At 70.7% G+C, this 25,514-nt stretch carries 19 protein-coding genes and 2 pseudogenes; 9 read left to right on the plus strand and 12 right to left on the minus strand.

From position 1 onward, the window contains the following. Positions 1–4: 4 nt before the first annotated feature. The 8 genes and pseudogenes from ACIPUC_RS01365 to ACIPUC_RS01400 form a co-directional block, all read right to left on the minus strand. On the minus strand, positions 5–526 hold the full coding sequence (locus ACIPUC_RS01365; protein WP_446586123.1) for a DUF3887 domain-containing protein: 522 nt from the start codon (positions 524–526) through the stop codon (positions 5–7). Positions 527–681: 155 nt separating this feature from the next. Beyond that, positions 682–2,895: an NACHT domain-containing protein gene (locus ACIPUC_RS01370; protein ID WP_446586124.1), complete on the minus strand. Its 2,214-nt coding sequence runs from the start codon at positions 2,893–2,895 to the stop codon at positions 682–684. Between the two features lie 150 nt (positions 2,896–3,045). Next, positions 3,046–3,264: a hypothetical protein gene (locus tag ACIPUC_RS01375; RefSeq protein WP_446586125.1), complete on the minus strand. Its 219-nt coding sequence runs from the start codon at positions 3,262–3,264 to the stop codon at positions 3,046–3,048. 50 nt (positions 3,265–3,314) lie between these two features. Continuing rightward, positions 3,315–4,112 (minus strand): hypothetical protein, encoded by a 798-nt coding sequence (locus ACIPUC_RS01380; RefSeq protein ID WP_446586126.1) that lies wholly within the window; start codon positions 4,110–4,112, stop codon positions 3,315–3,317. A gap of 681 nt (positions 4,113–4,793) precedes the next feature. Then, complete coding sequence (locus tag ACIPUC_RS01385; protein WP_446586127.1) at positions 4,794–5,663, minus strand: alpha/beta fold hydrolase; 870 nt, start codon at positions 5,661–5,663, stop codon at positions 4,794–4,796. A gap of 111 nt (positions 5,664–5,774) precedes the next feature. Beyond that, a complete protein-coding gene (locus ACIPUC_RS01390) occupies positions 5,775–6,779 on the minus strand; it encodes an NADP-dependent oxidoreductase (RefSeq protein ID WP_446586754.1) in 1,005 nt (334 codons plus the stop codon). Between the two features lie 297 nt (positions 6,780–7,076). Further along, positions 7,077–7,978 (minus strand): annotated as a pseudogene (locus ACIPUC_RS01395) (aldo/keto reductase); the annotation flags it as partial. Beyond that, on the minus strand, positions 7,968–8,654 hold the full coding sequence (locus ACIPUC_RS01400; protein WP_446586128.1) for an SDR family oxidoreductase: 687 nt from the start codon (positions 8,652–8,654) through the stop codon (positions 7,968–7,970). The pseudogene ACIPUC_RS01395 and the gene ACIPUC_RS01400, both read right to left, overlap by 11 nt. A 113-nt stretch (positions 8,655–8,767) precedes the next feature. Here ACIPUC_RS01400 and ACIPUC_RS01405 point away from each other — a divergent pair, with 113 nt between their 5' ends. From ACIPUC_RS01405 to ACIPUC_RS01415, 3 genes and pseudogenes are all read left to right on the plus strand, one after another. Then, the gene (locus tag ACIPUC_RS01405) at positions 8,768–9,328 is read left to right on the plus strand and encodes a TetR/AcrR family transcriptional regulator (protein ID WP_446586129.1); all 561 of its coding nucleotides are present in this window, start codon (positions 8,768–8,770) and stop codon (positions 9,326–9,328) included. Positions 9,329–9,745: 417 nt separating this feature from the next. Further along, entirely contained in the window at positions 9,746–10,150 is a 405-nt protein-coding gene (locus tag ACIPUC_RS01410; RefSeq protein WP_446586130.1) for an STAS domain-containing protein, read from the plus strand. A 73-nt stretch (positions 10,151–10,223) separates the two neighbouring features. Continuing rightward, a pseudogene (locus ACIPUC_RS01415) lies at positions 10,224–10,398 on the plus strand (flavoprotein); the annotation flags it as partial. Positions 10,399–10,494: 96 nt separating this feature from the next. Here ACIPUC_RS01415 and ACIPUC_RS01420 read toward each other — a convergent pair. Next, a complete protein-coding gene (locus ACIPUC_RS01420) occupies positions 10,495–10,998 on the minus strand; it encodes a hypothetical protein (RefSeq protein WP_446586755.1) in 504 nt (167 codons plus the stop codon). Positions 10,999–11,200: 202 nt separating this feature from the next. Further along, positions 11,201–12,004 carry an SGNH/GDSL hydrolase family protein gene (locus ACIPUC_RS01425; protein WP_446586131.1) on the minus strand — a complete coding sequence of 268 codons (804 nt, stop codon included), beginning with the start codon at positions 12,002–12,004 and terminating at the stop codon, positions 11,201–11,203. Positions 12,005–12,380: 376 nt separating this feature from the next. On the opposite strand from ACIPUC_RS01425, the gene ACIPUC_RS01430 reads away from it, so the two are divergent. After that, a complete protein-coding gene (locus ACIPUC_RS01430; RefSeq protein WP_446586132.1) occupies positions 12,381–14,717 on the plus strand; it encodes an Orn/Lys/Arg family decarboxylase in 2,337 nt (778 codons plus the stop codon). A gap of 125 nt (positions 14,718–14,842) precedes the next feature. Here ACIPUC_RS01430 and ACIPUC_RS01435 read toward each other — a convergent pair whose 3' ends face one another. Beyond that, positions 14,843–15,274 (minus strand): GNAT family N-acetyltransferase, encoded by a 432-nt coding sequence (locus ACIPUC_RS01435; RefSeq protein ID WP_446586133.1) that lies wholly within the window; start codon positions 15,272–15,274, stop codon positions 14,843–14,845. Between the two features lie 265 nt (positions 15,275–15,539). Between ACIPUC_RS01435 and ACIPUC_RS01440 the strand changes: the two genes are divergently transcribed. Next, on the plus strand, positions 15,540–17,252 hold the full coding sequence (locus ACIPUC_RS01440) for a hypothetical protein (RefSeq protein ID WP_446586134.1): 1,713 nt from the start codon (positions 15,540–15,542) through the stop codon (positions 17,250–17,252). Positions 17,253–17,376: 124 nt separating this feature from the next. After that, positions 17,377–18,384 carry a helix-turn-helix transcriptional regulator gene (locus ACIPUC_RS01445; RefSeq protein ID WP_446586135.1) on the plus strand — a complete coding sequence of 336 codons (1,008 nt, stop codon included), beginning with the start codon at positions 17,377–17,379 and terminating at the stop codon, positions 18,382–18,384. Positions 18,385–18,454: 70 nt separating this feature from the next. Here the strand turns inward: ACIPUC_RS01445 and ACIPUC_RS01450 are convergent, their stop codons facing one another. Beyond that, on the minus strand, positions 18,455–18,904 hold the full coding sequence (locus tag ACIPUC_RS01450; RefSeq protein ID WP_446586136.1) for a DUF6069 family protein: 450 nt from the start codon (positions 18,902–18,904) through the stop codon (positions 18,455–18,457). Positions 18,905–19,167: 263 nt separating this feature from the next. Here ACIPUC_RS01450 and ACIPUC_RS01455 point away from each other — a divergent pair, with 263 nt between their 5' ends. The 3 genes from ACIPUC_RS01455 (at position 19,168) to ACIPUC_RS01465 (ending at position 25,424) form a co-directional block, all read left to right on the plus strand. Further along, positions 19,168–20,364 (plus strand): serine hydrolase domain-containing protein, encoded by a 1,197-nt coding sequence (locus tag ACIPUC_RS01455; RefSeq protein ID WP_446586137.1) that lies wholly within the window; start codon positions 19,168–19,170, stop codon positions 20,362–20,364. A 195-nt stretch (positions 20,365–20,559) separates the two neighbouring features. Further along, a complete protein-coding gene (locus ACIPUC_RS01460; RefSeq protein ID WP_446586138.1) occupies positions 20,560–24,294 on the plus strand; it encodes a S8 family peptidase in 3,735 nt (1,244 codons plus the stop codon). Positions 24,295–24,347: 53 nt separating this feature from the next. Then, positions 24,348–25,424 carry a helix-turn-helix domain-containing protein gene (locus ACIPUC_RS01465; RefSeq protein ID WP_446586139.1) on the plus strand — a complete coding sequence of 359 codons (1,077 nt, stop codon included), beginning with the start codon at positions 24,348–24,350 and terminating at the stop codon, positions 25,422–25,424. The last annotated feature ends 90 nt before the right edge of the window (positions 25,425–25,514 follow it).

Genomic DNA, 25,514 nt, shown 5'->3' on the forward strand with positions numbered 1-25,514 from the left:
AGCTCTACCGGAACAGGCCGCGCGCTGAACCGACGACAGAGAGCGGCACCCCTGTCTCGAGGAACAACAGACCAGCGATGCTTCCGTCCTTGTGGAACGTCACGCGAAACTCCCCGGGCTCGCGTTCCATGCGCAGCGGCACGTTGACCACGGTGAACTCGCCGAATGTGACGTCCTTGGGATCCCCGTGCGATTGATAGCGTCCGAACTTGTCCTGGTAGGTCTCCCAGGCCTCCGCGAGGGCATCTGGAGACAGCAGCTCGCGCATCGTCGCATCGAAGCGGGCCGTGGCCGCGGTGAACTTGCCGTTCACGATGTCGTTGAGCGTCTGGGTGGCGATCCGGTCGTATTGAGTCTGAGCCGGGGCTGCCGCGGCTCGGCCAGCGACCGTCGTGGTGGCGTGCTCCTGCACATCAGCCAGCGCCAAACCGTTGGCCGGAAACAGCGCGCAGGCGGCCAGCGTGACGGTGGCTACCGCCTCGACCAGTTGCCGCTTGCCGCTGGGCGTTGGATCTTTGCCGGGCATCGAGCACCACGACCTTCTCCAGCTTGGCGGGTCCGGATACGTCCATCCTGCTCCACCCGCCCTCCCCTCGCACGCCCGGGGGCAACCCTCCGGCCGGTCCACGGGGAGAGCTGACGAAGCAGCGGTTCGGCATGCGCCGTCGTGCCGCGCTCATTTCAAGCGCCCCCGTCCCCTGCCCCGGTGTCCGCCGGAGCAGGGGACGACGAGGAGGCCGGGGATGAAGGCGGGTCCGTCGTCGCGAGCCACTTCTGGAACTCGCGGTGGCGGAACTGGTACGCCCCACCGGACGTGCGCAGCAGGCCGCCCTTGTAGGACCAGTCGAGGAACTGGCCGAGTTTGAGCGGCAGCGCGCCGCGGCGCAGGCACAGCATGAAGACCCCGTACCGTCGACCCCCGCCGAACACCTGCACCCACTGCATGGCGCCGGCGAGGACGCCCATGAAGATCAGGTCAACACCGGGCGCGGGACCGACGTGGAGCAGGTCCGACAGCGACATCACCCACCAGGCCACCCATACGGAGACCGCCGTGACGACGGCGGTGAAGAAGCCGACGATCAGGTCGCCCCGGAAGACGTACTGCCACCGCACGGCGGTGTTGGTGTCGCGTGAGCGCCTCGCGACATGGGCCTCCGTGATGCCGGAGCCGATCACGATGCTGATGCCCCACCAGACCGCCCAGTAGGCCACGGCCAGCGGGAAGAACACCAGCATCCGGTCCAGTCCGACGGCCGACAGGAGCCACGCCACGGGCAGCGCGGCCACGGCGCCCAGTGCCGCGAACACGAAGCCCCCTATCAGCCCGTCGAGAGCAAAGGTAGTGGTTGCCCCGGAGAACACGCGGCCCCATGCCACGCACGCCGGATCGGCCCAGTACCGGAAGACCTCGAACGCCGTGAACGCGGCGGCCAGACACACGGTGGCGACCATCGCCCGCGGGTCCGGCAGCCCGCTGGCCAGCACCGCTGGGACCAGCAGCAGGAACAGCAGGCCGACCGTCGCGGCGTCCAGGGCCCGTACACGGGCCTCACCGCCGATCCACCACAGCCGCTGCCGGTGGATATCGACGCGTTCGACGCCGTCCGGGCCGGCCTGAAGATGCCGGGCGATGGTCCCGAGCCAGTGCCGGACCCTGTCCGGTTCGTACCCGCCGCCCCGCTGGGCCACCACGGCCGGGATGAATCGGGACAGCAGGTGGTCCTTCAGTTCCGGTTCCGTGGTGTAGGTGAGCAGGTGGGCTGGGTCGTCGCCCTGGGCGTAGACGGACTGGACGAGGAAGAGCCACCACGGGGTGGACAGCGCCCGGCCCAGTACGCCGGTCCAGTGCGCCGGGAGGTCATGGAGGAAGGTCCGCCATCGCGGGTCGTCATCGAAGAGACTGGCCAGGTGCGCCGCGACGTGCGCGCGGCCGATCGGCTCGATGTCGATGGCCGTCGCGTGCCACAGGCGCTGGCCCGTCGGCAGGGCGTCGTAGTGGTTCGTGCGGCAAACCAGGATCAGAGGACGGCCAGGGGCGATGTCGCCGTACTTGTTCAGGGCCTTCAGCGCGGCCAGGGCACGCGGTGCCCGGGGATCGGGCAGCTGCCGGCCGTGCTCGTCGTACAGCGGGGTGCCGTCCACGCCGGTCAAACCGGGGTCCATCTCGTCCAGGCCGTCCAGGATGGGAACCAGCAGGCCGTGCTCCACGATCCAGTCGGCCCGGACCGGTGTCACGGCGTGCTCCTCAATCAGGCGCTCCGTCAGGAACTCCTCGAACGGCACGTCCGTGCTCCATTCCGCCAGCGACAACCTCACGGGTACCGGCTTGCCGGGGGCCCACAGGCGGACGAGGTCCACCAGAAGTTGAAGTGACAGGACCGTCTTGCCGGCGCCCGGTGGCCCGGTGATGACCAGGCGGCCGGTCGAGACCTGCTGGTAGTAGGAGGCGATGCCGGGCACCTGGCCGCTCTCGTCCGCCTTCAGTTGCCCGTACGGGGGCGCGGTGCCGGCGAGACGGTCGTAAGGGCGGCGAACGTAGGTCAGGTTGAGCCGCACACCGGTATCGCCCACCATCTTGGCCAGGGTCTTCCGTGCTTCGCCCGCGGTCTTGTCCTTGAGCGTATCGGCGGCCCCCTCGGCGAGCTTGCGGGCGTCGTCCGGCTGCCGCAGGGTGAGGATCGCCGTGCGCAGGGCGACCACCGCGACGAGGAGGCCGGCCACCGAGACCACCATCGAAACGATGGAGGAGGTGTCGGCAGGGTCCTGGCCACCTCTGGCCAGCTGCCCGGCAGCCCACGCACCCGCACCCACGACGGCGAGGCCCAACCCGCCCACCACGACGAGCCAGTCGTTCGATGGACGCCTGCGGCCTCCGCGCTTCCGTTCCCCCATGCCGACAGTGTGCTCAGCAGCACGGGCAGGAAACCAGGGACGCCGGGTCAGGGTTCCGTTCCGATGCCTCCGGCCCTTCCGTCAATCGAGACCGGTCCACTCCCGGCATCGGCCTCGACGGGTGTGAGGCCTGGACGGGTCTCGGTCGTGTCAGCGCGTGAATCGCCGCCTGGCCACGAAGCGGGCGACTCGGGTGGCACCGATGACTACCGGCACCACGGCGATCCCTCCGGCCAGTCCCCACAGGGCGCTGGCCACGAAGGACTGGTCGCCCAGGCGGAGACCGAGGACCACCCCCAGTCCGCCCAGCACCGCCAGCGTGATATTCCGTTCAGCGCCGGGGTAGCGACTCTCCAGGTCATCTGTCATTGCGGTACTCCTCACAGGTCACGTCGTCCGGGATCAGAGAAGCGGCGCCGCTATCGGCCGAGAAGGCCGCTGATCGCTCCGGCGACGCCCCCGGCCACACCTGTCGCGACGGCGCCCGGGAGGCATCCGGCTCCCCCGGCGATGGCACCGCCCACACATCCGCCGATCATCCCGGCGGTGGCCCCCTTGGCCGCCTCGTCCAGCCACTTGGGGTCGGCGACGACGGGGAACGCTGTGGAGTCGGTGGTCCGCACCGACTGGACGAGGATGTTGCCCTCGATGCGGTAGCTGGTGGGTACGGGCTTGCCGTTGGCGTCCTTCGCCCACGGCGCGTCGAACCCGCCCAGGGCCTTGCCGTCCCGGGCCACCGCAACGACCGCCCCGGTGTCCGTCGCCATCAGGCTGGCGCCGTTCGGAAGCGCGAGGGCGTATCGCTGCTCGCGCGGTGCGGTCTTGTCCTTGAGGACGGCCAATGCCCGCACTCCGCCTTCCGGAGTGGCCTGCACGGCCAGATCCGTGGACGGTGCGGCGCCCGGGTAGACGGTGGTGCCCTTGCCCGCCTTCCTGCCCGGCACGTTCTTGGTCTGAGGCAGGCTGATCGATACCGATCCCCCGTCGGCTGTCCTCGCCTCGACGGTGCCGGCCGCATTGGGCGGCACGCTCACGCCCTCCCCCGGGACCCGGGCAACGGCTTCGGCGCCCGTGGCGGATTCCACTACTGCCGCGGTCCGCCTGCCGGCGTCGTCCGGCCCCTCGGCCGCCGAGACGACGGCTGCGGCCCCGAGGACGAGCGACCCCGTGGTCGCGGTGACAAGTAGGGCTGCAAAAATTCGCTGACTGGTGTTCATAGCGCCCTCCCGCGTGCCGCGTTCATGCGTACGGCGCCTGTACCGGCGTGCCGGCGTGAGGCGCCTGGAAGGACTCTGGCAGGAGAGTCAGGCGTATACGGGCGAATAGGTGGACCTTGTCGTGATTGACGTGACATACGTCCTCATCACGTGGATGGCCCCTCCCCGGACCGGCCGTTCGACACCTGGGCCGCGACGTCCGGGACGGGGCCCCGACTTGGGTTTCCGTCCTCGCCCCTGGCGAGCAGCCGGGCCGCTCCGCATTCGCGACGGAGCCCTCCAGGCCCTCACCCACCTTCCGGCCGTCCAACAGCCAGCGGACCGGCTCCGACGTCGTGGTGGCAACCCCGTCATGGACAAGCAGCCGGATGAGCACCTCACCATCGGGTAAGCCCACGAGGCCGAGAAGAGCCTGCCCGCTGCACAGGCCGACGGCGAGACCGTTCCAGGTGGCGCCTGCGTCGGATGACCACTGTGCCCACGTGTCCGTATTACTGGATCGACTGTGTGACCTCGATGCCACTGATGTCGCGGAGTTCCGCCCGCCGATCGAACTCGGTCAAGGCGACCTCCCATGCGATACGGCGACTGTGGCAGCACTGCGGCGTCGGCAACCCATTCAAGCCGATACCGGCCCGCTCTGCGGGATGCCACCCCCGCGACGCTCAAGCTGCGACCCCGCTACCGTTCGAGGAATTCGAGCGCCTGCGCGGCGAATTCGTCGTGGTATTGGAAGATCCCTCCGTGGCCGGCGTCGGGGTAGAGGGGTACGAGTTCACCCCGGGGCAGTCGCGCGGCCAGGTCGAGGGTGTTTTCACTGGGCACCATCCGGTCGCTCTCGCCGTTCGCCACCAGGGCCGGATGGTGAATGCGCGACAGGTCGGCCGGCTCCTGGAGGCCCCACCGGTGGATGGCCTTCAGCTGGGCGCGGAACGACGACAGCGAGATGGCGGTGTCGCGGTGGTGCGTGCGCTCCCCCAACCGTTCCAGGAAGGCGCGGCCCGCCCGTCGGCCGCCCTCGCTGTCGGTGAAGAAGAGGTACTGCTTCGGATCCTTCCGCGTCAGTGCGCCCTTCAGCGCGGCGCGGACGGTGAGTGCCGTGACCTTGTCGATGCCGGGGCCTCCGGCGGGGCCGGTGCCCGCGAGGAGGATCTTGCGTACGAGGTGCGGTTCCTCTGCTGCGATGACCTGGGCGATGAAGCCGCCCATCGACAGGCCGAGGAGGTCGGCCCGCTCGAATCCGAGGGCCCGGATGAACAGCACCGCGTCGCGGGCCATCGCCTCGATGGTGTCGGGCGTGGAGCCGCCCGACGCACCGACTCCGCGGTTGTCGAAGGTGATCACTCGCCGCCGGGTGGCGAGTCCGTCGATGACGCGGGGATCCCAGTTGTCCAGGACCGCGGCCAGGTGGTTGAAAAGGACCAGCGGTACGTCGTCCCCGGGACCGAGCTCCCGGTAGACGAAGTCGACGCCGTGCACGGACACGGAACGGGTCGGCGCGCTCTGGTACGACGAGGGGGTGGGGGCGGGGGAACTCCGCGGTGCGCTCATGACCGGGTCCTAGCGGTAGCGGGGGGTGGGTGGTGGTGCGGGGGGGGTGCGGGGGGGGGAATCTTCTCGTTGCCTGGGAGGTCCTCACCGTTCGTTCCGGAGGGTCTGTCCTCACTTCATCGTGACGACGACCTTGCCGGCCTTCGCCCGGCCCTTCTCGACGTACTCCATGGCCTGGCGGGTCTGATCGAATGGGAAGACCCGGTCGACGACGGGACGGATCTTCCCGGCGTCGATGAGCGGCGTGAGTGTGCGCAGCTGGTCGCCGCTGGCCCTCATGAACAGGAACGAGTACGTCACGTTGCGGCGCTTGGCGCGGCGCCGGGTCGTGAAACTGAGCGCGCTCATCGCCAGTCGGAGGATCGGGTTCGCGCCCAGCTCGCGGGCGAAGGCCGCGTCCGGAGGGCCTGCGACGCTGATGACCTTCCCGCCGGGCTTGAGTACCCGCAGGGACTTCTCGAGCGTCTCGCCGCCGAGGCTGTCCAGGACGACGTCGTAGCCGTGGAGGAGCGTCTCGAACGCCTGCTTCTTGTAGTCGACGACGACGTCCGCGCCGAGCTCCTTCACCAGGTTGACGTTGGCGGTGCTCGCGGTGGTGGCCACGTGCGCGCCCAGCTGCTTCGCCAGCTGGACGGCGATGGTGCCGAGGCCGCCGGAGCCCGCGTGGATCAGGACCTTCTGACCTGGCTGCACCTGTGCACGTTCGACCAGCGCCTGCCACGAGGTCAGGGCGACCAGCGGGAGGGACGCTGCCTCCTCCATGGTGAGCGTGGCCGGTTTGATCGCCACGTCGTCCTGGTGGACGGCGATGAGTTCGGCGAACGCGCCGATGCGGTCCTTGTCGGGCCGGGCGTAGACCTCGTCGCCCACCGCGAACCGTGTGACCGCCGATCCCACCTGGACCACCGCCCCGGCGAGGTCGTTGCCCAGGATGAGCGGGAGACGGTACGGCAGGATCGCCTTGAACTCCCCGTCGCGGATCTTGAGGTCCAGCGGGTTGACGCTCGCCGCGTGGATCCGGACCAGGACGTCGTCGGCGCCCACCTGCGGGTCGGGCATCTCGCCGGCGCGCACGCCGGCCTTGTCGCCGTACCGCTCGATCATGAAGGTCTTCATCGTCGTCTCCGTTGCCCGTCCGGGTGGGGCGGGGATCTCTGTCCATCCTGGGCTTATCCCAGTACGAGACACCTTGCGTGTTTCTGTCTGTTCTTGGGGGCCCTCGCTCGCCGATGTGGGAGGCGTCAGCCCACCGGTACGGCAGGGGGGATGACGCGGCTGGCGTCCCCTCCCTGGATGCCGCCCAGGGATCCGGCGATCACCTCGTGGGGAACGCCGAGGGGCGCCGCGCTGACTTCCGACAGCCGCGCGGAGCTGGGTGCGGTTGCGCGGCCCGGTGATCGGGATGAGCGAGGTCGCGGACTGGGCGGCACGCTCCCGTACCCAGGCCACCGACACCTGGGCGGGCGTGGCCCCGGTCTCCTCGGCGATGGCCAGGACGGCGTCGAGGACGGCGGTCTTCCGGTCGGTGCTCTCCGTGTGGATGACCGCACCCAGGTCGCTGAGGCGCCCCTTGGTGCTGCGGCGGTACTTTCCGGTGAGCAGTCCGCCGCCGAGCGGGGACCACAGGGCGGCGCCGAGTCCGAGGCTCTCGGCCATGTCAGGAGCTCGCGGTCGGCGGTGCGCTCGACGAGGCTGTACTCGTTCTGGATGCCCACGATGGGCGTCCAGTTCCTGAGTTCCGCGAGGGTCACGCCGCGCGAGACGCGCCAGGCGGGGAAGTTGGACAGGGCGGCGTGGTGGATCTTGCCGGACCTCGCCAGGTCGTCGAGCCCGCGCAGGATCTCTTCCATGGGGGTGAGCTCGTCGGGGAAGTGCACCCAGAGCAGGTCGATGCAGTCGGTGCCCAGGCGCTTCAGGCTGGCCTCCACCGAAGTGACCATGTTCTTGCGGCTGTTGCCCGTCCTGGAGACGCTCGGCTGCGGCGCGGCCCCGAGGGTGAACTTGGTCGCCAGGACGAAGTGGTCCCGGTCGGCGGCGATGAACCTGCCCGTCAGTTCCTCCGACTCGCCGAACTGGTAGGTGTCCGCGGTGTCGAGGAAGGTGCCGCCGGCTTCGGCGAACCGGTCGAACATGCGGCGGGCCTCGTCCGGCTCGGCGCCTGCACCCCAGCCGGTGCCGAAGTTGGCCGTGCCGAGCGCGTACTCGGACACGCGCAGTCCGGTCCGGTGTCCGAAGGTCGTGTAACGCATCAGGTGTCCTTGCTCCGGGAAATCGGCACGAGGAAGAGCTGCGGCGGGGCGTGCCTCACGCCGCATTCGGCGAGGCGGCCAGGCTCTGCCTGACGTACCGGGTGGTCTCGTCGGCGAGGATCTCGGGCAGGCCCGTCTCGATACCGTGCAGGGCCTGCGCGGCGACGTCGGCGGGGGCGGTCTTCTGATCGGCGGGGACGCCCGCCGCCATGTCGGTGTCCATGTATGCGACATGCAGCGCCGAGACGGTGATGCCGCGGGGCGCCAGTTCCTCCCGGGCCGCGCCGGTCAGCGCCCATGCCGCGGCCTTGGCCGCGGCGTAGGACCCGAGGCCGGCCGGATGCAGCCAGGACAGGACGGACAGGACGTTGAGCACGGCGCCGCCGCCGTTGCCCTCGATGACGGGGGCGAAGGCCCGGGTCACGACGAGCGGGCCGAAGAAGTTCGTCTCCATCTCCAGGCGCACCGCGTCCAGGCCGCCCGCGATCAGCGGCGTGGCGGTGGAGATGCCCGCGTTGTTCACGAGCAGCGTCGCGTCGGACGCGGTACGCGCCGCGGCCCGAACCGACTCCTCGTCCGTCACGTCCAGCCGCAGCGGGACGACGCCGGGCAGGTCCACCGTCTCCGGGCGGCGGGCCGCCGCGTACACCTTCGCTCCGCGCTCCACGAGCTGAGCGGCCAGATGCCGCCCGAGCCCCCGGTTGGCGCCGGTGACCACCGCGACCGCGTCCTTCAGTTCCATGTCCACTCCGTGCGTCGTGGGCGCCAAGCGGCCCGCGCGATTAGATTACGAGTACAATCTAAATCACAGTCTAGAATAGATTGCAAGCGACATCCAACCGGGAGGAGTGCCTCATGGGCCGCGTATCGCAGGCACAGGCGGAGGAGAACCGCCGACGGGTCGTGGAAACCGCGTCCCGGCTGTTCCGGGAGCAGGGCACCCACGTCAGCGTCGCCGACCTCATGAAGGCGTCCGGACTGACCCACGGCGGCTTCTACAAGCAGTTCGCCTCCAAGGAGGCGCTCGTCGGCGAAGCCACCGCTCACGCGTTCGACGAACTCACCCGGCTCCGCAACGACGGACTCGAGCAGCACGCCGGCCGGCGCGACGCCGCCCAGCGGGCGCTGATCGACACCTACCTCTCCGTCGAACACCGGGACGGCGCGGCGGACGGGTGCCCCGCCGCCGCACTCGCCGGCGACATGGCGCGCGAACCCGGAGAGCGCGAGGCCCGCCGCGTCTACACCGAGGGAGTGCGTGACTTCGCCCAGTGGCTCGCCACCGAGGACCAGGACGGCATCACCCGGCTCTGCACCATGCTCGGCGCGCTCGTCCTGGCCCGGGCCACCAAGGACTCCCCGCTCTCCGAGGAGATCCTCACCGCCGCGCACGCAGCACTGACGGGGGCCAGCTGATCGACTGATCAGCTGATCAGCGACCCGGTGCCGGGCAGCACGCCGCAGGAATTCACGGGAAGAGGGCGCCGCCGGCTCGGCCGGCATCTGCAGCAAGGCCGGGTCGTCGATCGAGGCGACGGGGAAGTCGGGGACCAGGCGCTGCACCACACGCGCCCGGGTTCTGCTCAGGTGGGCAACCCGTTGCGCACCGGCCTCGGGGAACATCGGTACGGCGGATGCCGGTGAGAACGAAACGCGGTACCTGGGTCAGCGCCCCTGATGCCGACGCGCATCGAACCGGCGCGCGATGCGGCCCCGCCCCGGCCCGCGTCACGCCAGAGGCCTGGCGTCAGCGCGCCTTGCACCGGCGCCGGTGGGCGTCGGGCCAGGATGGAGGCCCCGCGGGCTCGGTGCCTTCGGGGGGAAGGAGAACGGATGATCACCACGGACGTCCAGCACTGCGGCAGCTCCGTCCTGGTCAGCGTCGGCGGCCAACTCGACGAGGACGCGGGGGCGGCGCTCGAGCAGGCACTGGACGACGTCGCCGTCGACACGCGGGACCTCATGCTCGATCTGCACGGCGTGGCGTCCATGGACTCCGCCGGCCTGCTCCACCTCCTGGACCTGCACCGGCGCGCGGAGTGCCTGGGCCTGCGGGTCCTGGCGGTCGGCTGGCAGCCCCAGCCGCAGCAGCTCATGGCCAAGGTCGCCGGCATCCCCGGCCCCGGCTCCTCCACCGGGGAGCGGTACGCACTGGCGGGCTTCCGCCGCCTCATCGAGCACCGCGCACAGCGGACACGGGACGCCGACTTCGGCTCCGACTCACCGACCCGCGAGTAGCGGGCGGCGGGGCCCCGGACAGGGGGCGTCCGGGGGCCGCTGGTGGCGGCACCGCAAGAGGGCAGAGCGCTCCGGCATGAAGTCCCACGGCCGCGACCCGACCATCCTGGCCATGACCGGCTACGAGCAGGTGCGTTCCATCCGCCGCCCTCGCCGGCGACCTGGAAGCGGCCGAGCGCGTCGAGCTCACCGTTCCCGAGACGGGCGTGTGCGGTGGCGCAGGCCTGTTCGACGAACCGGAGGCCGCTCCGGATTGCCGTGTCGTCGTCCCTGGGGTTTCTGGCGTACGGTCCGCCCGGACCTGAGGTCCGGGCAGACCGCCACCCCTGCTCGGCGGCTCGGGCTCAGCAGCCGCCGCAGTTGTAGTACGTCACGTCCCAGTGGTTGCCCTCGTCGGCGTAGATGTTGCCGGAGCCGGACTTCCACTGCGGGGCGCCGTCACCGCGTACGCCGATGTACGTGAAGGTGTTCTTGATGTAGTTCCCGATGCAGGTGTACTTGCTGTAGTCGAGCTTGTAGCCGTTCCAGTGCGAGTACGTGCCGCCGGCGTGGCCGGTCTCGGTGCCACCGGTGATGTTGAGGGCGCAGCCGCTGGCGCTCTTGAGGGTCTGGGCGCCCTTCGCCGAGGCGAGGTTGAGCTGCTCGAAGGAGGTACAGGTCGGGTTGTTGCGGTCGGAGCAGCCGCCGGACGAGGACCAGGTGATCCCGGAGCTGCGGAACATCGACGTCGCGGTGGCGTGACTGATCTTGGTGACCGCGTGCGCGTCGGTGGCGCCGGTGAGGACGCCGACGCCGGGTGCGAAGAGCGCGCCGAGGACGAGGGCGAGGGCGGTGAGGACCGAGCGCAGTGCGGTTCCCCGCCTGCGGGTGGGGGCCGTGTCGCGGGCCTGGTGGCCGCTGGAGGCTTGCGGAGACTTCACGGGCTTTCCTCCTGGTGCCGACTTCGGCGGGTGGGTGCGGACAGGGGTGGCGCTGCTGAGCGGTGGACCGTGAGGTCTACCCGCGTCGACTCGTTGGTGCAGAAGACCCCGGTAGTGCGGTCCGGGGGAATCAGACGGCGGAGCGGAAAGCCGGCAGGTAGCCGCCGGAGTGGCCCGTGGCCGTGGGGTGGTAGCTGTTGGAGACGGGCACCGAAACGCTGTGCAGCCAGGCGGCGCTCGAGCAGATCTCGTGGCCGGTGAACTCGTCCACGACGCTGGAGTAGGAGAACCCCGCGTCGGCGGCCTGCTTTGCGAGCATGCCGTTGAGGGCGTCGCTGCCCCGGTTGATGGCCGCGCGCTCGGTCTCGCTGAGCCCGGCGATGCAGCTGCCGTTCAACTGGTAGAAGCGCGGATAGCCGAGCACGACGACACGAGCCTGCGGGGCCTTGCTGCGGATGGTGCCGTAGAGGGACGAAAGGCTTCCGGGCAGAGTGCTGTTGACCTGTGCAATGGCGTTGTCGACCGCGTTGACGCAGGTGGCTTCGCTCTGCAGAACACAAGTCTGCATGACGTTCGCGAACCCGACGTCGTTGCCGCCGGCGGTGACGCTGACGAGGGTGGTGGTGCTGTTGAGCGGGGTCAGCTGGCTGCTCTTGACCGTACCGGTCGTCGCGCCGGAGCAGGCGGTGAAGGTGAACGAGGCCGGGGCGTTGGCCGCCGCCCACAGGGACGGGTAGGCCTTGCTGCTGCGCTGGCAGCTGCCGCTGTCGGACAGGTAGCTGCCTGCGCCCACCCCGGAGGAGTAGGAGTCGCCGAGAGCGACGTACCGCTCCCCCGCTGCCGCAGCGGCGGAGGCGGGCTGGGCCAGCCCCAGGGTGGCGGCCGCCAAGGCCGCCAGGACGGGTAAAACCCGCCCCAATTTAGACGTGTACATGACAAGTAACTCCTTGGTGCGTTGTGGGGATCAGGAGTTGTTGAAGCGTCACACTTGTAGCAGTGATCGACACCCTCGCGATAGGCGTGGGAAGCGGCTTGTTTCCGTGCGCTCGACTGAGGGGCGATGATGCCGGACGCCCCTGCCATCACCAGAGCGCGCGCCGCCTGCCGGCCTCACCCGGCTTCTGGTGGTGGACCACGGCCTCCACCGCACCCGCATCGGCCCGATATCTCCGCTATACACCGGGGGCTTTAAAACGACTCGGCCCCCCTTGACCCTCTTAAGGGTGGTCTGGTGTCGATTCCCGGAGAGTCTCGTTTTCGGCGCCGGATACTGGCCTGCGCACGGCAACCGATCACGGAAGTGAGATCTCATGGCGAACGGCACCGTCCTGCTGGCTCTGCGCGAGGATCCCCTGGGAGGTGGTGCCGGCACCGAGCAACTCCGGCGCGTCGGGAAGGAGTTGGAGAACCGCGGCCTGGAGGTGCGCTGGGCGCGCAGCGACCGTGACGCGCAGGCGGCCCTGCAGACGGAGGCGGGGCTCTCGGCGGCGGTCGTGGCCTGGGACCTGCCGGGGGCCGGCGGCGGTGAGGGCGAGGACGGCGGCGGCGCGGCGGTGTTGCGCCGGATCGGGCGGAGGTTCAAGAACCTGCCGGTGTTCCTCGTCATGGCCGACGAATCCGACCACGCCTTGGAGCGGCTGCCGTTGTGGGTGTCGGAAACGGTGGTGGGTTACGTGTGGCCGTTGGAGGACACTGCGCCCTTCATCGCCGGCCGGGTCGTCAGCGCCGCCCGCACCTACCAGGAGAACGTACTGCCGCCGTTCTTCAAGGCACTGCGCCGCTTCGACGACGCGCACGAGTACTCCTGGCACACACCGGCGCACTCCGGCGGCGTCGCGTTCCTCAAATCTCCCGTCGGCCGGGTCTTCTTCGACTACTTCGGCGAGCGCCTCTTCCGCAGCGACCTGTCGATCTCGGTCGAGGAACTGGGCTCGCTGTTCGAGCACAGCGGTCCGATCGGTGAAGCGGAACGCAACGCCGCCCGGGTCTTCGGCGCCGACCGTACGTACTTCGTGCTGCACGGCGACTCGACCGCCGACCGCATGGTGGGGCACTACTGCGTGACCGCCGACGAGATCGCGCTGGTGGACCGCAACTGCCACAAGTCGGTGCTACACGGCCTCGTGATCTCCGGGGCGCGCCCGGTCTACCTCGTGCCGACCCGCAACGGATACGGCCTGGCAGGTCCTCTTCCGCCGCACGCGACCGAAGCCGCGGCCGTGGCGTCGCGGATCGCCGCCAACCCCCTGACGGCCGACGCGGTTTCCTCCGAGGCCCAATATGCGGTCGTCACCAACTCCACTTATGACGGCTTGTGTTACGACACGCTCCAGGTCGCCCGGGCGCTGGCGCCGAGCGCGCCGCGGCTCCACTTCGACGAAGCGTGGTTCGCGTACGCGCGCTTCCACCCCCTGTACGCCGGCCGGTACGGCATGGCGGTCGGCCCCGAGACGTTCGACGGGCCGCAGCGGCCGACGGTGTTCGCCACCCAGTCCACTCACAAGCTCCTCGCCGCCCTCTCGCAGTCGGCGATGGTTCACGTCCGCTCCGCGCCCAGGGCCCCGGTCGAGCACGAGCGCTTCAACGAGGCGTTCATGATGCACGGCACCACATCGCCGCTGTATCCCGCGATCGCGTCCCTGGACGTGGCGACCGCGATGATGGACGGCCCGCAGGGGCAGTGGCTGATCGACGAGGCCGTGAGCGAGGCAGTCCGCTTCCGTCAGGCCGTGGTCCGTACCGGCCGCCGGATCGCGAACGCGGGTGACCGTCCGGCCTGGTTCTTCCGCGTCTGGCAGCCCGAGACGGTCCCCGATCCGGACGGCGGCGAGCCGATCCCCTTCGCCGACGCCCCGGCCGCGCTCCTCGGCCGCGACGCGGCCTGCTGGCGGCTGGAACCGGGCGCCGATTGGCACGGCTTCCCCGGGCTGGAAGACGGCTACTGCATGCTCGACCCCGTCAAGGTCACGCTCACCTGCCCGGGTGTCGATGCCGCGGGCCACGTCGCGGAGTGGGGGATTCCGGCACGGATCCTCACCGCGTACCTCGCGGGGCGGGGAATCGTCGTGGAGAAGACGGACAGCTACAGCACGCTCGTCCTCTTCTCCATGGGCATCACGAAGGGCAAGTGGGGCACGCTGCTCGACGCCCTGATGGACTTCAAGGCCCTCTACGATGCGAACGCCCCGCTGGACCAGGTCCTGCCCGAACTGGTCGCCCGCCACCCGCGCCGGTACGCGGGCGCCACGCTGAGCGGACTGTGCCAGGAGATGCACGAGCACCTCACCCGGGCCGAGCTCGTCTCCGCGCTCGACGCCGCCTTCCAGCAGCTGCCCGAACCGGTCCTGCCACCACAGGCGTGCTACCGGCAGCTGATCCGCGGAGGGACCGAACGCGTACGCCTGAGTGACGCAGCGGGCCGGATCGCCGCCGCCATGGTCACCGTCACTCCGCCGGGCATTCCGGTCCTGATGCCCGGCGAATCCCTCGGCCCCGCCATGAGCCCCGTGCTGCGCTACCTCCGCGCCCTCGAAGCCTTCGACGAGGTCTTCCCGGGCTTCCGCAGCGAAGCCCACGGCGTGACCGTCGACGAATCCACCGGCGACTACACGATCGAATGCCTGAAGAACACCCCGGCCACCGTCTGACCGACGGCGGTGGGCCATAGGCCAGGGGCAGTTCGGGGGCCGCCGCAACGCCGCCGGCGATGTCGTCGCCCTCGCGAGCCGCTCCTGGCCGGCCGGGTGCCTCGGAGCGGCCCACTCCGCCGAAGTCAGGGCGCGAAGCTCATGATCATCAACTTGTCGGGGTCGGGAAAGGGCACGAAGCCCACCTTGGCGTAGACGCCGTGGGCGTCGAGCGTGGACAGCAGCACGCGCTTCAGCGCGTAGGGGGCGAGATGGTCCCGGACCGCCGCGGCCAACCATGTGCCCAGGCCCTTGCCGCGATGAGCCTGGTCGACATAGACATCGCAGAGCCATGCGAAGGTCGCCAGGTCGGTCACGACACGCGCATAGGCGACCTGCGCCCCGTCCGCGTCATAGACGCCGAAGTTGACAGACGCTCGGATGGACTGCTCCACCGTTGCCCGGCTGCGGCCGAGAGCCCAGAACGCATCGGTCGACAGCCAGTGGTGCACCAGGTCCACGTCGAGGCGGCGTGGATCGACATCGACTTCGTACCCGTCTTCCCTACGAATGATCATGCGTTCGGATAGTACTCGGGCATCCGCAACGGGCCCGGCCCCTGGGCCAGTTGTGAATCACCAAGGCGGCCCGAGGCAGCAACGACACATGCACCGCGGGGGCCTCCGCTGACCCGCAGTCCCACAGCCACGCCAACCAGGTTGGCGTGCTTTCACCTTGCGGGATGTGCCGATCCGCGCCGGTGACACTGATCGGCCACCGCGCGGGGTCCGGATCCGGTAGAACGCGCTGCCGCAGCGAGTTCCCCGACTGGAGAGGACCCCCATGCACCAGAGTCGTAGACACCACCGCCGGCTGAGCCCCGGCCGCACCGCGGTGCGCGCCGCCGTGTGCGGCCTGCTGCTGGCGCTCGCCGGTGTGCCCGGCGGGAGTCCGGCCGCGGCCGCGCCCGGCGGCGCCGCCGGATGCCGGCCGACCGCGCAGACGTACGCGGACCGCACCGACGAGCGCGGCCACTGCCTGGCCGTCACGCTGCACCTGTCCGAGGCCCCCGTCCTCGGCGGTTCGGCGCGGCTCGACATCGAGGTGGGCACCATCGGTGGCGACACGGACGTACGACTGGACGTCCAGCTGCCCGCCGGTCTGGAATGGGTGACCGCGCCCGCCGGGCTCAGCACCTCCACGTCCGCCTCGCTCGTCCCCGTCCAGGGCGGCCGCGTGCACCGGGCCGAGGGCACCGGCCGGGCTGGGCAGCAGCGTCCGTGGCGGCTGAGCGGCACCGTACGCGCGGTCGCCGAGGGGCCGGCCGGCATCCGCGCCACCGTCACGTCGGCGGCGGACCCGGCGGACACCGACTCGGGCAGCGTGTTCCTCACGGTCGGCGCACGCCAGTCGGCCTTCGGCATCCCGGTCGGGAGCGTCAGCGCCGCGACCCCGGCGGCCGCCGGCGCGAGCCGCGCCCGCCCGGGCCTCGCCCACCGCCCCGCCGAGCCGGACCCCGGCCCGGCGGCGCCGGCGGCCGCGGCGGGTACGGCCTGTGCGACGGGCTCGTGGAACTACGTCGACCACGGCGGCGTCACCCGGGTCTCCGCCAACGCCCGTGTGGCCGTCTACGACGACGACGCGCGCGGCGCGGACGACCTCCTCACCACTGGTCTCACGGGCGCCGACGGCGGCTTCACGCTCTGCTTCGACAACACGGATGAGGAGGGCGGCGGCCAGGACGTCTACGTCCAGTTCGCCACCGAGAACCAGCACTGGGTGATACGCAACGGCAAGTCCCGCCAGCCGTATCGTTTCGCCTCCCCGGTCCGCGCCAACGTACCCACCGGCTCCACCACCGGCATCGGTGCCTTCCAGCCGGCCGACGCGGCGCTGATGCGCGGGGTCGAGGCCTTCGACACGATCAACACGGGATGGAACTGGAAGCCCGGCAACTGCTGGGACGCCCGGGACACCGCCTGCCGCCGCGGCCTGGTCAACTGGGCGCCGGACTCCACCGACGGCACGTACTACTCGCTCCAGGGCAACGCCGTGCACCTCGCCGCCGCGGACCCCGACGCCCCCGTGCTCGTACTGCACGAGTTCGGCCACGCCATGATGGACGACGTCTACGAGGACGCCTTCCCCTCCTCCCCCAACTGCAGCCCGCACTACATCACCAAGACCAGCTCGGCGGGCTGCGCCTGGACCGAGGGCTTCGCCACCTGGTTCGGCGTCGTGGCGCTCGGCGATCCCACCTTCCGCTGGCCCGGCGGCCGCACCCAGGACCTGGAGGGACCGACCTGGGGCACCACCGGCTGGGACAACGGCGATACGGTCGAGGGCCGGGTCCTCGGCGCGATGATCGACCTGTCCGACACCGCGAACGAGCCCGGTGACACCTGCGCGGAGAACCCGGCGGGGCCGCTGTGGAGCACCTTCCTCGGCCATGTCTCCGGTACCTTCAGCCAGTTCTGGAGCCACCGAACCGCCGACGGCCACGACGTGGGTGCGGGCGCCCTGTCCTGCCTGTACCACAACACGATCGACTACTGATCCCGGGCCGGGCCGAGCCGGGCCCGGCACCGCGCGCAAGTGGTCCCCGCGCGGTCGCACCACCACCGGGCCTTTTCCGGTCGAGGTGGTGCGGCCGCCGCACCGCGTTGGTACCTTGCCGACCATGGCGACGGGGGAAGTCGGCGAGGCGCTGCGAAGACTGGGCATCGGCGCCGGGGCGGTCCGGCTCTATCTGGCCCTGCTGGAGCTGGCGCCCGTACGACTGCCCGAGCTCGGCGCCGCCACCGGCCTGGACGAGCACGAACTGGCGTCTGCGTACGAGGAGTTGGTCGAAGCAGGGCTGGGCAGCGCGGCAACCGGCGACGGCGAGGCGGTGGCCCCCCTGCCACCAGCCGCCGGCCTGCAGTTCCTCGGCCGCCTCCGGGCCGCCGAACTCGACGCCTCGTGCATCACCGTCGCCGGGGCCTTCGACACCTTCCGCCGCCGCCGTCCGGCCGCGTTCAAGAACGACCTGGTCGAGGTGGTCACGGGAGAGGACATCGGCCCCCGCCTGCGCCAGGCCTGGGCGGGTGCCTGCGGACAGATCCGCCAGTTCGACTCCCCGCCGTACTTCCCGATTCCCACCGCCACCGACGAGGCCCTCGCCACCCTCGCCCGGGGCGTGACCCAGCGGGTGGTGTACTCCCGGGAGTCGCTGGAGTACCCGGGCAACTTCAGCCGCAGCATCGAGCCGTGCATCGCCGCCGGCGAGCAGGCCAGGGTCGTGCACGCGGTTCCGGTGAAGCTGATCATCATCGACGACGCGTGCGCGCTGGTCTCCCTGTCGATCCACGAGGTCGATGTGCACCACACCCTGCTCATCGTCCGCCCGTGCGGGCTGTTCTCGGCGCTGGTGGCGCTGTTCGAGCAGACCTGGCAGAGCGCGCTGCCGCTGTACGCCTCCCGCACACCGCCCCCGCGGGGCGCCGCCGTCCCACCGCAGCGCCCGCTGCCCGCCGACCGGCGCATGCTCACACTCCTCGCGGGCGGGGTGTCGGACGAGGACATCGCACGCGAACTCGGCATCAGCCGCCGTACCCTGTTCCGCCGTGTGGAGGTCCTGATGGCCCGCCTGGGCGCCACGACCCGCTTCCAGCTCGCCCTCCAGGCCCAGCGCCGCGGTTGGCTCTGATCCCCGTATCCGCTGCCGTGCACGCCAAGCGGCCCGCCGGCGGTTGGGCTCTTTACCAGTGGAGACAAGCTCAATGGCGGCGGCGCAGTTCCAGGGTGGTGACGACGGCCACGCCGAGGGTGATGTGCATGAGCGACAGGGCTGCGACGGTGCCGCCGTCGGCGCCGGACGACAGTGGTCCGGCAACCGACAACAGTGCCAGCCCGCCTCCCACGTACTGCGCGATCCGCAGGAAGACCGGCTTCCACAGGGCCATCAAGAGCGCAGCGCCCGTCCCGACGACCAGGGGAACGACGGAGGCGCCGATGACTCCCCCGACCGTGATCGGGTGCGCTTCGCCGCCGTCGACGACGATGAGCGAGGCACCGGCCAGCTTCGCGACGGCAAGAACGATCAGGTTGACCACGACCGCGCCGACCGCGCCGGTGACCAGCGCCTTCCACCAGGCGAGACCGGAGCGGCGGACCGGGGACGCGGCGGGCACAGAGGGGCCGGAGTTGTGAACGGCACTGCTCGACATGGGACTTCCTCCTACGGGTGAACTGCTGCGCCGCCCTGCGGCCGGCGACCTACGAAGAAGCCTCCAACCTGAACCGCACTTGAGGTCAAGCCCTGTCCCGGCCCTGTGAGGGCATGCCACCGCCCGCTTGCGACTTGCGCAGCCAATCGGGGGGTGCCGGTGCGCGCCGTGGGCCCGGTGCGGGGCGCGGGCTGCTAGGCAGGCGGATGTACCGGTCGGGTCTCGCCGGCCCCGCCTCCCACCGCACACCAGGAGACACCCACGTGCCGACCCTCGCCCGCGGACGCCGCCTGCGCACCGGACTGTCCGCCACCGCCCTCGCCGCCGCCGCGCTCGGAGGGCTGCTGCAGCCCGCGCAGGCAGCCGGCGACCCCGGTCCGGCTGACGGCGGCCCGAGCCGCGACAAGAGCCTCCAGCAGCAGCTCGATCAGCTCGTCGCCCAGGACGACGGCCCGCCCGGGGTGATCGCCCTTCTCACTCAGGGGAACCGGACCCAGGTGTACACCGCCGGTGTCGGCGACATCGCCACCGGCCGCCCGCCGCACCCCGACGACCACATGCGCATCGCCAGCATCGCCAAGGCGTTCAGCGGGGCGGTTGCCCTCCAGCTCGTCGACCAGGGCCGGCTTTCCCTCGACGACACCATCGGCGAGCACCTGCCCGACCAGCCCACGGCCTGGCACACGGTGACCCTGCGCCAGCTCCTCCAGCACACGAGCGGCCTGCCCGACTACTCGGCCGCCCCCGAGTTCCTCGAGATCCTCGCCGCCGACCCGCGCCACGTCTTCGACCCGCGCAGGCTCCTCGACTTCGTGGCCGGTGAGCCGCTGCTGTTCGAGCCCGGCTCCCTGTACGAGTACTCTAACTCGGACAACATCGCCGTCGCGCTCATGGCCGAGGCCGTCACCGGCCGCCGCTACGAGGACCTCCTGCAGGACCTCGTCTACCGCCCGCTGGATCTACGCCGCACCAGCCTGCCCCTGGGCCACCAGCTCCCCCGGCCGTACCTGCACGGCTACGACGTCCTCCCGCCCGCCGAACCGCAGGACATCAGCGAGGCCCTCGGCGTCTCCGGCATCTGGGCCTCCGGCGGCATCGTCTCCACCCCCAGGGAACTGGGCGCCTTCATCCGCGCCTACGGCGGCCCCGCCCTGCTGTCCGAGAAGACACGCAAGGAACAGCTCACCTTCCGCCCCGGCGACTCGTCCGAGCCCGCCGGCCCCGGCACCAACGCCGCCGGCCTCGCGATCTTCCAATACACCACCCGCTGCGGTGTGCTCTACGGCCACAGCGGAAACTTCCCCGGCTACACCCAGCTCGCCGCCACCACCCCCGACGGGACGCGCTCGCTGACCTTCTCCATCAACACCCAGACCAGCAAGGGCAACAAGCCTGCCCTGCTGGCCCGGCTGCGTACCGTGCAGGAGAACTTCGCCTGCGCCCTGCTCAAGGGGCGCTGACCTGCGGGCCGCCACCGGGTGGTGGCGGCCCCCGCCGGGTCGGCCTCAGAGCCGGGCGCGGCCGGGGCCCCCGGCTCGCGAAAAGTGTGACTCTGTGATGAATCACGCGGTTCACGGCTGGCAAGTCCGCGCCATGGCAAGGACTTGCCTTCGTCAGGCATTCACGTCGGCGTTCCCGGCCGATAGACCCATGGCATGTTCTCCCCCTCACTCTCTTCCGCCTTCCGCCGTAGGCGCTGGCAGCTGATCTCGGCCGCCACCGCGGTGCCGCTGCTGGCGTCGGGACTCGCGGTTCTGCACACACCCGCACAAGCCGATCCGAGCAAGCCCACCGCACCCGCCAAGCCCTCGTCGACCCACAAGGTCACCCTGGTCACCGGCGACGTCGTCACGGTCACCACGATGGCCGACGGCAAGCAGACCGCCGACGTCGACCGGCCGGACAGCGCCGTCGGCGGTGTAAAGATCCAGCAGATCAAGGGTGACCTGTTCGTCATCCCGGACGAGGCGGTGCCGCTGCTGGGCACGGACAAGCTGGACCGGCGGCTCTTCAACGTCAGCGACCTCATCGAGATGGGCTACGACGACACGAAGTCGGCCGAGGTGCCGCTGATCGCGACGTACTCCCAGCCGGGGTCCCGTACGGCCGCCCCGCCGACGGCCCCCCGGGGCAGCAAGCTGACCCGCGACCTCAAGAGCATCCGCGGTGCCGCGCTCAGCACCGAGAAGCGGCAGGCCCGCACCTTCTGGACCCACGTCGCGCCGCAGGGCAGCGCGACGTTGGGCGCGGGTGTGGCGAAGCTGTGGCTCGACGGTCGGGTGAAGGCCAACCTGAAGGAGAGCGTGCCGCTGATCGGCGCGCCCGAGGGATGGGCGGCCGGGTACACCGGCAAGGGCGTCAAGGTCGCGGTGCTCGACACCGGCATCGACGTCAACCACCCCGACTTCGCCGGCCTGATCGACGGCACGACCAGCTTCGTGCCGGGTGAGGCCGTCACCGACGTCAACGGGCACGGCACGCACGTGGCCGGCACGATCGTCGGTTCGGGCGCCGCCGCCGGAGGCGACAACAAGGGCGTCGCCCCCGGCGCCGACCTGTTCGTCGGCAAGGTGCTCGGCGGCGCGGAGGGCTACGGCCAGGACTCCTGGGTCATGGCCGGCATGCAGTGGGCCGCCGAGTCCGGTGCGGACGTCGTCAACATGAGCCTCGGCGACTCCTACCCGACGGACGGCAGCGACCCGATGTCGCAGACGGTCGACGCGCTGTCCGCGCAGTACGGCACGCTGTTCGTGATAGCCGCCGGCAACGCGGGCCCGGAGAGCATCTCCGCCCCGGGCGCGGCCGCCTCGGCACTGACCGTGGCCGCCACGGACAAGCAGGACCGGCTCGCGTCCTTCTCCAGCACCGGCCCGCTGGCCTACTCCGGCGGTATGAAGCCGGACATCGCGGCGCCCGGCGTGGACATCACCGCGGCCCGCTCGCAAGAGATGGCCGACGGCGGTCAGGGCCTCTACCGCACCATCAGCGGCACCTCGATGGCCACCCCGCACGTGGCCGGCGCGGCGGCGATCCTGGCCCAGCAGCACCCGGACTGGACCGGCGCGCAGCTCAAGGAACACCTCATGAGCACCGCGAAGGGGCTGGACGGCGGGTACTCGCCGTACGAGGTCGGCGCCGGGCGCCTCGACGTGGCCGCCGCCGTGCGCACCACGGTCCGGGGCACCGGATCGCTCTTCTTCGGCAACCACACGTGGCCGCACGAGCCGGGCGATGCCGCTGCCACGAAGGACCTGACCTTCACCAACTCCGGTTCCGCCGACATCAGGCTGAACCTGGCGCTGACCGACGACGGCGGCCCGTTCACGCTGGGAGCCACCACGGTGACCGTCCCTGCGGGCGCCGCCGCCGCCGTCCCGGTGACCGGTGACCCGAAAACCGCTTCGGCAGGCCGGCACGCCGGCTACGTGACGGCCACCGACGCAGCCACCGGGCAGCCGGTGGCCCGCACCTCCTTGGCGCTGCTCAAGGAGGAGGAGCGGTACGACCTGAACATCAAGCTGGTCGGCCGGGACGGCAAGCCGACCGCCGGGCTGGTCGCGGTCAACCTGGCGGGCGACTTCTGGCCGTGGTCGGTGTACGTCGACGGCTCGACCACCATGCGCATGGCACCCGGCCTGTACACCGTTGCGGCGTACCTCGACGTGGCCGGTGAGAAGGCGGACCGCTCGGGTCTGGCCGTGCTGGTCGACCCGGAGACCGTGCTCAAGGACGGCTCCGCGGACGTGGTGCTCGACGCGGGCAAGGCACACCTGCTGCAGACCGAGGCGCCGCAGCGCACTGAGGACCGCCAGCGCAAGGTCGACTTCAACGTCCACTACAAGGGCCTCGACCCGTACATGGACTACCGCAGCGCGTACGTGCTGCCGCCGTCGTACGACGACGTCTACGTCGCGCCGACGGAGCCGATGAAGCAGGGCGAGTTCATGCTGATCACCCGCTGGCGCAAGGGCGAGCCGCTGCTCAGCCTGAGCACGTCGGGCGACCGGCTCCGCTTCGAGACTCTGGTGCAGGCGGGCAGTGCCCTGGGCACCGCCACGGACAGGCTGGACGCCGTGCACGCGGGCAACGGCGCGGTTGCCGAGTACGAGAAGGTCAAGGCCAAGGGCAAGGTCGCCGTGATCGAGCGCAGCGACAAGGTCTCGCCGCAGGAGCGCACCGAGGCGGCGGTCGCGGCCGGTGCGAAGGCGCTGATCGTGGTCAACGACGGGGTGGGCGGCCTGATGGAGTACGTCGGCGAGTCGACCATCCCGGTCGCCACCGTGCACCGTGAGGCGGGCAAGACGCTCACCGCAATGGCCAAGGCCGGCAAACTCAAGCTGACCGTACAGCAGACCGAGCACACGCCCTTCGTCTACGACCTGACCCGGGACTACCCGGAGCAGGTGCCGGACCGGGCCCTGGTCTACAAGCCGGCCAAGGGCGACCTCGCCCGGGTCGACGCGCGCTACTACTCGGCCGCGGGCGGCCGGTTGGCGGAGGGCTACCGGTCCGACTTCACCCTCAGCCCGTCGTTCAACTTCCCCGAGCCCGAGTGGCACCCGGGCACCCGCACCGAGTGGGTGACCCCGGGCCAGGTATGGAGGGAGTTCCACGCGCAGGGCATCGACGGAGCCCTGCCGTGGGTGATGGTGTCGGGCGACAACACGTACGCCAAGGACAGCGCCACCCGTCTGGACTGGTTCGCACCGGCGACCCGGCCCGGCCAGAGCGAGTCCTTCGGTGTGTACAACTCCCGCTGGGGCAACTACATGACCTGGAACGTGCAGGCTTGGGCCTCCGCCAGCGACGCCATGCGGCTGGGCGGCTACCTCCCGTGGGGTGAGACGCCGTCCCGCCTGCAGGTCTTCCAGGGCGACACGCTGATCCACGACAACCCGGTCGGCGGAGACATGCAGTGGCAGGAGGTGCCGGCGGGCAACCTCGCCTACCGCGCCGTCCTCGACGCGGAGCGGCCCGGTGACGTCTTCCGGCTGTCGACGCGCACGCACACCGAGTGGACGTTCATGTCGGACACCGTCGACTCGGACGACTTCGAGCCCTTCTCGGTGCTGAACCTGGACTACAAGCTGGAGTCGGACCTGCACGGCGATGTCGAGGCCGACGCGACCCGGCAGATCGCGCTCAAGCCGGTGTCGCTGAACCTCGGCGCCGTGCCGGGCACCGTCACCACGGTGAAACTGGACGTCTCGTACGACGACGGCGCCAGCTGGCAGAAGGTGACGCTGGCCAAGGGCGCCGACGGCTACTGGACGGGTTCGTTCAGGACGGCCAAGAAGCCCGGCGGCTTCCTCTCGGTCCGCGCGAGCGCCGAGACGGACAGCGGCTTCAGCGTCAAGAACGAGATCGTGCGGGCATACGGCCTGCGATGAACCGCACTGTCGGGCCCCGGGCAGGCGACTGCCCGGGGCCCCTCCCGCCACACGTGCTCCCAGCAGGGACTATTCAGGGTCTGCCGCCATGGCGCATACTCTCCCCGCTGCGGCAAGCGGAAGAGAGTCGGTCGCCGATGCTGGATGTTCTGGGCCTCGAACCCGATGACGAGCGCGTCTACCGGGCGCTGCTCGGACTTCCGAACTCCGCCGCGGTGCCGCTGGCGGACCTGCTCGTCCTCTCGCGAGCCCACGTCGACAAGGCGTTGTCCCGCCTGGTCGGGTGGGGACTGGTGACCAAGTCGGCGGATGAGCGGTTCACCGCCGCGCCGCCGGCCATGGCGCTCGGCGCTCTCATCAGCCAGCGCCGAGACGGGCTGCGCATGGCCGAGCAGGCACTGGTGGCCTTCGCCGAGGAACACCGGGCGGGGATGACCGGGAGCAGCATCAGCGATCTGATCGAGGTGGTCACGGGCGTCGACGCCATCCGCCATCGCTTCCTCCAGGTGCAGCAGGCGGCCCGCACGCAGGTCCGCAGTTTCATCACCGCACCGTTCGTCGCCTTGCCGCCCGACGAGAACACGGCCGAACCCGTGGCCATCGGCCGCGGCGTGCACTTCCGGGCGGTACTGGACCGGGCCGTGCTGGCAGAGCCGGGCATCATCGACGATGCGATCGATTCACTGCGCAACGGCGTGGAACTGCGTGTCGCCGACCGGCTGCCGATGAAACTCGTGCTGGCCGACGCCGACCTCGGCCTCGTCCCGCTCGCGGTCACACCGGCCGGAGAGCCCGGCGCCGTGCTGCTGCACCGCAGCGGTCTCCTGGATGCGCTGGACGCGCTGTTCGAGACGGTATGGCACACCGCCCACCCACTCGAGCTGTCGGGCACCGGCGGAGAAGCCGAAACCACCGTCGAGCTCGGTGCGGAAGGCCCGACCGCCCTCGACCGAAAGATCCTCGCGCTACTGCTGGCCGGCCTGACCGACCCGACGGCCGCGACCCAGCTCGGCCTGTCACCGCGCACGCTGCACCGCCGCCTGCGCCGCCTCATGGACATAGCCGGAGTACGGACCCGGATGCAGCTTGGCGGTTACGCCATCCGACACGGCTGGGTAAACCCACACTGAGGTCTCGACACACTCGACGCAACGCCGCCGACCCGTTGTCCCGGGACGCTGTCCCGGGCCAACGGGCGGCGGTGGCTGGGGGTTTGGGGA

Source organism: Streptomyces sp. LARHCF249, assembly GCF_052871255.1.